The organism is Legionella drozanskii LLAP-1 (assembly GCF_001467585.1).
Taxonomy (GTDB): Bacteria; Pseudomonadota; Gammaproteobacteria; order Legionellales; family Legionellaceae; genus Tatlockia; species Tatlockia drozanskii.
The window spans coordinates 30,743-36,173 of record NZ_LNXY01000021.1 but is presented as its reverse complement, the minus strand read 5'-3'; the positions used below and the strand labels follow the sequence as shown (position 1 = coordinate 36,173).

The following is a 5,431-nucleotide window of genomic DNA, read 5'->3' as shown; positions in this document are numbered from 1 at the left end:
AGTGGATTCCGTAATGAGTCTGTCATTGAACTAGAACAAATCGCTGTGCTTCAAAACAAACGTGGAAAAGGTATTGGAGCACTGTTAATTAGAGAGTCGGTAAATGCCATCAAAAACTATCTTAATGATAGTAGCTCTAAATTGAAAGCTATTCTTGTCTCAACTCGAACAGATAATTCAGCGCAAGCATTATATAAAAAAGCATTAGGAGCAGAGCAAGTTGCAGTTATTAAAGATTTATATTCTCACGATGAAGTTATTATGATTGCGAATGTGTTATCTTAATTTTTGGAGTTGCATTTACCCGTTGAATCCGCCAATTCAGTTTATAGATTAGGTCTGATTAGAGCAGTAATCAGACTTATTATAATTTTCTCGCAGCAAAATACCCTACTCTCACAATATGAAAATACCTTTGGCACGCTGTAATCCTTATTGATTTTCACCCATTTTTACTAGAGCCTGAGTGTATAAAAATGTTAATTGGCACCCAACTTTAGCCGAAAGATCTCACCTTTCAATTCAATCGTATCTCCTGCAACCATCTTTTTTCTTTTCTGTTTTTCTATTATGCCGTTTACCAATACAGTGCCCGCAGCTATCATATCCTTAGCTTCTGCTCCACTCGAGGCGATACCTTCAAATTTAAGAATTTTAAAGAGCTCAACATGTTCTTTATTAATGAAAACATCTTTCATATTATTTATTACTCCAGTAATTATGAGTTGTCGCAATCTTTACTTTTTAAGGAAGCAAGATAAAGGGTTTCAATTTGAGTCCTTGCCCATGGTGTTTTGCGCAGGAACTTAAGGCTTGATTTGATGCTGGGGTTAGAAGAAAAACAGTTAATCTTGACTCTTTCCGCCAAGCCTTCCCAGCCATACCAAATCAACAAACTATTTAAGATAACCTCTAGGGTAATGCCGTGCAGTGGATCATTATCAGTTCTGTCCATCAACTATGCCTTTTTTTGTTTCACATTGGGAGTTTAGTCTAGACCTCGCTAAACTCTACTACTTCAAATACTATTAATCAGACTTAACAGGCCGTTCGGGAGTCAATAACAACTCGACCGCCATCTAAGATAAAATATATTGAATTCCATGATCATGAGCTAAACGCAGTAGTTTAAGATTGGCTCCTTTGGGGTGCACCTCTCCTCTTTCCCACTTTTGATAGGTAGATGGAGTAACATTCAATATTTTAGCCATTACAGCTTGACTAACTTTTTCTTTAATTCGCATTTTCTTTATTTCTTGTGCCTCAAGTTCTTTAACTTCACTTAAATTAAGTATTTCTATTTCTTTAATAGTAATTGCATCTAATCGAAGATCTCTGGCCGTTTCTAACATAGCGTCAATAATTTTACTCATTCTTAACCCCCACTAATGCTCCCTCTTCTATCAGCTTATCAATTTCTACATCAGAATAAGCTAACAAAGATTTAGCAACAATTTTAAAAGCTTTTTCTTCATTAGAAGAAATATTACTTTTAGCATTCTTCTCAAAACCAAAAACAAAAAAACAATGTTTACCTTTTTTGAAAGCAACGATAGTTCTGGTACTACCACTTTTTCCTCTTCCTTTGTTTGCAACACGCTTTTTAATTACACCACCACCATAATTGGCTTCATAAATTTCAATAGCAATTTCTTTAGCAGCGATGTTAAGAGATTCATCACTAACTCGATTTTTTATAGCCCATTTGTTGAAATATTTAGTTTTTATTATTTTCATTAAAAAAAGCCTTCTATAGTAATTATTACTATAGCAAAATTTACTATGTTTTACAAATATACGTAAATTAAACGGGGGTTTTGCGAACGTTACTGCTTATAAGACACAAATAAATATTTTTTTATGTATTTGTCTATTTCGAGGTCAGTTTTCTGCTTATAGTCTACTTTTAGAATTAATCAGACCTAATTGATTAACCGTCCCGTTGAATCCGCCACCACTCTTTCTCTAGATACTCACAAATCTAAGAATATAGAACAGAAAAAAATGGAAGGCCGCCTATTCAAATTTCTTGTTCAATTAAAGCTTTTAACTCACTTTCCGTTGGCAAAATCGTTTTATATTTGGAAGCAAAAATTTGTTTGCTCTCTTTAAGCACAGAATATTTGACAACTGTCTCATCTTTATCTGCGCAAAGAATAATGCCAAGCGTGGGATTATCACCTTCTCCTCGCTTTAAATCATCAAACATTCGTACATACATGTCCATTTGCCCAATATCTTGATGGGTCAGTTTTTCTGTCTTTAAGTCAATAATAATAAAGCATTTTAAAAGAAAATTATAAAATACTAAATCGATGTAAAAATGAGATGTTTCTGTACTCACACGCATTTGCCGAGCGACAAATGAAAAACCTTTGCCCAACTCTAGAAGAAACTTTTGCAAATGTTCAATAATGCTGGACTCTAAAATGCTTTCCTTTCCTGTTAAATCGTCTGGCACATTTAAAAATTCTAAGACATAAGGATCTTTTATAAAGTGAGAATGATTTGACATATTACTCTGGTTTGAAATTTCTGATTGTTCCTGATTTTTTGAAGACAACAAACGTCGGTAATAACCACTTTTAATGTTGCGATCTAGAAGACGTGTGCTCCAATTTTGCTGACTAGCCTCCTGTAAATAATAGAGACGCTCTTTTTCATCATCTAAACGCATAATTAAGCGAAGATGTGACCAGCTTAGATTCTCTACGCGGTGTGTAGAGAATCGTTCAAAATCGGAAAAGATCAAATAAAACTGTTTGAAATTCCAAAGATTAGCCACAGAAAATCCTTTTCCGAAACAATCTGTTAAATAACGTGATAAGTTAACAATTAAAGATTCCCCATAATTTGCACGTGCTTTACCATGCTGCTCTTGCTCAACAATACGCTTCCCTATCTGCCAATACGTTTTAACCATAACCATATTAACTGTTCGGTAAGCAGTTTCACGCCCTGTACGGAGCAGCTCACTAACATCCGAAAAAAATTGTTGTTCATGTATTAATGGGCCATTAGTATCTTTTTTAGAAGTCATATTTCAGCTTCCAACGGAATTTTATAATAGATAAGCCGTTATAGCAGAAGTTATTTGTTACAACAACAAACGTCTCCCAAATCGAACTATGGAGGCAGGGTTCCATTTGTTAAAGATATGATCTGCTCTTGCCAATATGTTCCCTTAAAGGCATCGCGCTCCGGAACTTGCGCTGTGTTGCAAAAATATAGATAAATCTTATTACTAATTTTATTTTATTAAAGCAAATTGCGAACGATATTCAGCTGATGGCCTAGTGTGTACGTAGACCCTGTTTTCGGTCAAGATTAGTTCCCACTTCAATAATGTAGTTGTCATTAATTGGCTTTTCTGATTAAAATTTTGTTTTGCATAAAACTAGGTTTAATGAGTCTTACTGGATTAATCAATAAATATTAATTTATTATCAATCCAATATCTTTGGCGTTTTGCATCACAGCGCAAGTTCCGGAGCGCAAGGCCGTGTAGTACAGATAAGTGTCCAAACCACTGTTAAGAAGGGAAATTTTTCATTGCGAGGTCATAATTAACGACCACTTATAATTAATACATCAGAATGTTATCAAATAGTTCAAATTTATATTCTATTGCCAGTTTGGGTCAGTGTATATATAACAATCACCTTGATATTTTTTTAATTACATTTTAAGTAATTTGTAAATACTTGGTCTTGATAGGCTCATTTTCTTACTTATCGCAGCAACATTTAAACCGTCTTCCTTTAATTGTTTTGCCTTTGTGCTGAGTCTTTTATCAAGTTTTGGCCTTCCTAGATGTTTACCTTCTTTTTTAGCGGCGTCTATTCCTTCTCTTTGCCTTGTTCGTGTAATAGTTCGCTCAAATTCGGCAAATGCTCCCATGAGATGAAGAGTTAATTTTGACATTGGACTGTCATTACCTGTAAATGTTAGGTTTTCGGCATAGAATTTAACGGTAATATCTTTGCAAACTAACCCATTTATAATCTCCTGTAAGTCGCGAAGATTTCGCGCTAAGCGATCAATGCTGTGTACATGTAATGCATCTCCTTTTCGTACGTAATTGAGGCATTCTTCGAGCTGCGGTCTGTTTCTTGCGCTACCTGTCATTATGTCCGTAAACACTTTATCGAGCTTAATACCCTCAAGCTGGCGTGCTGTGTTTTGTCCTTCTGATGAAACTCGTATGTAGCCTATTTGTTGTCCTGCCATGATTAACCTTATTTTTGTTATTAATAATTGCAATTGCATGATTCAATTCTGGATATATCCAACTCAAGTCTTGATATGCTTGAATCAATTCCTGATAAACCTATTGATAGCTCTGAGCTAATGCGAGATATATCTTCTTTAAGTCTTTTAACTTCTTTTTCAATATCAAATATATTTGACCCTATCCATTCGATATTTGATGTGTCTGATTTAATTTCGCTCAATTCATCTTCAATGTCTAATTCTGATGCAGTTGATTCTAACTCCTTCATTTTTTCTTTGATGTCAGATAATTTTGAATCTAATGCTAAAACTACCCCGCCACCAATACCCCAAAAAAATTCAAATTTGCTTGGTGCATTTCCAGATAATAACGAAACTGCACAACTGCAAATAACACAAAATAAACACCACAAAAAAATACTCATTTTATTTTCTCTGATTAAGATGAACCTACCTTGAATGACTAGCTATCCATAATGTAATCGAATGCTACCACCTTTATATATTAATGCAAATAAACCAGTTATAAACCTTTATTTACATGTTAAGTGGTTGATTTATCGTTGGTTGGTAAAGTAAGCAAAGGTTTACCTTTATTTCTTTGGATTACCTAATGCTATCCAGAAACAATTTAAATTTTATTTATTTTGGTGTCAGTCCGCCTATTACAGCCACGAATTATTGTCCTTGTCTTGCCTAAATTTGGCGTATATATTTGCCACACCAAAAGAATAAACAAGGATTTAAAATGGAATTACAACAACAGAAAGAGATTATGAGTCTCGTAAGAAGAAATGAGCCGCTAACCGGAAAAGAACTTGATATTGTACTCAGTATTGTTGAGTTTGATGGTGATGAGAGTGTTTGCAAGTTGTATAGAGCTATTGGAGATAAATTGAAAGCAGGTCAACCCCTCAGTGATTATGAAATCTACCTTATGAATGATAGGGTTTCGAGTATGGATTATGAAGAAAAACGAAAAGAGCGCAAATCAAATGGTGCTCGTTATGGCCACATCACACGCCGACTCAATAATAATGAGCCTCTCACAGGAAAAACTCTTGAGCTTGCTTTGGAACTCGTTGATGTTAACGGTGACGATGAGCAATCGAAATTCGTAAGAAACATTGGTACTAAGTTGAAAGCTGGCCAGCCACTTGATGAGTACGAACATCACATTATGGTTGATGTCCTAATG

Annotated in this window: 8 protein-coding genes and 1 pseudogene; 2 read left to right on the top strand and 7 right to left on the bottom strand. The window is 34.7% G+C overall.

Annotated features, from left to right (window positions below):
• Positions 1 to 285 (top strand): GNAT family N-acetyltransferase (locus Ldro_RS09220; RefSeq protein WP_157066481.1); only part of this gene is annotated, 285 nt, incomplete at its 5' end.
• A 194-nt stretch (positions 286 to 479) separates the two neighbouring features.
• Here the strand turns inward: Ldro_RS09220 and Ldro_RS09215 are convergent.
• From Ldro_RS09215 to Ldro_RS09185, 7 genes are all read right to left on the bottom strand, one after another.
• Positions 480 to 698: an RNA-binding S4 domain-containing protein gene (locus Ldro_RS09215; protein ID WP_058496139.1), complete on the bottom strand. Its 219-nt coding sequence runs from the start codon at positions 696 to 698 to the stop codon at positions 480 to 482.
• A gap of 20 nt (positions 699 to 718) precedes the next feature.
• Positions 719 to 955, bottom strand: coding sequence for a VF530 family protein (locus Ldro_RS09210; RefSeq protein WP_058496138.1), 237 nt, complete (start codon positions 953 to 955; stop codon positions 719 to 721).
• 124 nt (positions 956 to 1,079) lie between these two features.
• On the bottom strand, positions 1,080 to 1,373 hold the full coding sequence (locus Ldro_RS09205) for a helix-turn-helix domain-containing protein (protein ID WP_058496137.1): 294 nt from the start codon (positions 1,371 to 1,373) through the stop codon (positions 1,080 to 1,082).
• Positions 1,366 to 1,737 (bottom strand): type II toxin-antitoxin system RelE/ParE family toxin, encoded by a 372-nt coding sequence (locus Ldro_RS09200; RefSeq protein WP_058496136.1) that lies wholly within the window; start codon positions 1,735 to 1,737, stop codon positions 1,366 to 1,368. Before Ldro_RS09200 ends, Ldro_RS09205 begins: the two co-directional genes overlap by 8 nt.
• Positions 1,738 to 2,020: 283 nt before the next feature.
• Entirely contained in the window at positions 2,021 to 3,040 is a 1,020-nt protein-coding gene (locus tag Ldro_RS09195) for a PDDEXK nuclease domain-containing protein (protein WP_058496135.1), read from the bottom strand.
• 638 nt (positions 3,041 to 3,678) lie between these two features.
• On the bottom strand, positions 3,679 to 4,230 hold the full coding sequence (locus Ldro_RS09190) for a recombinase family protein (protein ID WP_058496145.1): 552 nt from the start codon (positions 4,228 to 4,230) through the stop codon (positions 3,679 to 3,681).
• Between the two features lie 20 nt (positions 4,231 to 4,250).
• Entirely contained in the window at positions 4,251 to 4,658 is a 408-nt protein-coding gene (locus Ldro_RS09185; RefSeq protein ID WP_058496134.1) for a hypothetical protein, read from the bottom strand.
• Positions 4,659 to 4,981: 323 nt separating this feature from the next.
• Here Ldro_RS09185 and Ldro_RS16605 point away from each other — a divergent pair.
• Positions 4,982 to 5,431, top strand: a pseudogene (locus tag Ldro_RS16605) (hypothetical protein); the annotation flags it as partial.

Coding starts and splice junctions, on each gene's coding strand:
- Ldro_RS09215 (WP_058496139.1), bottom strand. CDS start 698: ATGAAAGATGTTTTCATTAATAAAGAACATGTTGAGCTCTTTAAAATT.
- Ldro_RS09210 (WP_058496138.1), bottom strand. CDS start 955: ATGGACAGAACTGATAATGATCCACTGCACGGCATTACCCTAGAGGTT.
- Ldro_RS09205 (WP_058496137.1), bottom strand. CDS start 1,373: ATGAGTAAAATTATTGACGCTATGTTAGAAACGGCCAGAGATCTTCGA.
- Ldro_RS09200 (WP_058496136.1), bottom strand. CDS start 1,737: ATGAAAATAATAAAAACTAAATATTTCAACAAATGGGCTATAAAAAAT.
- Ldro_RS09195 (WP_058496135.1), bottom strand. CDS start 3,040: ATGACTTCTAAAAAAGATACTAATGGCCCATTAATACATGAACAACAA.
- Ldro_RS09190 (WP_058496145.1), bottom strand. CDS start 4,230: ATGGCAGGACAACAAATAGGCTACATACGAGTTTCATCAGAAGGACAA.
- Ldro_RS09185 (WP_058496134.1), bottom strand. CDS start 4,658: ATGAGTATTTTTTTGTGGTGTTTATTTTGTGTTATTTGCAGTTGTGCA.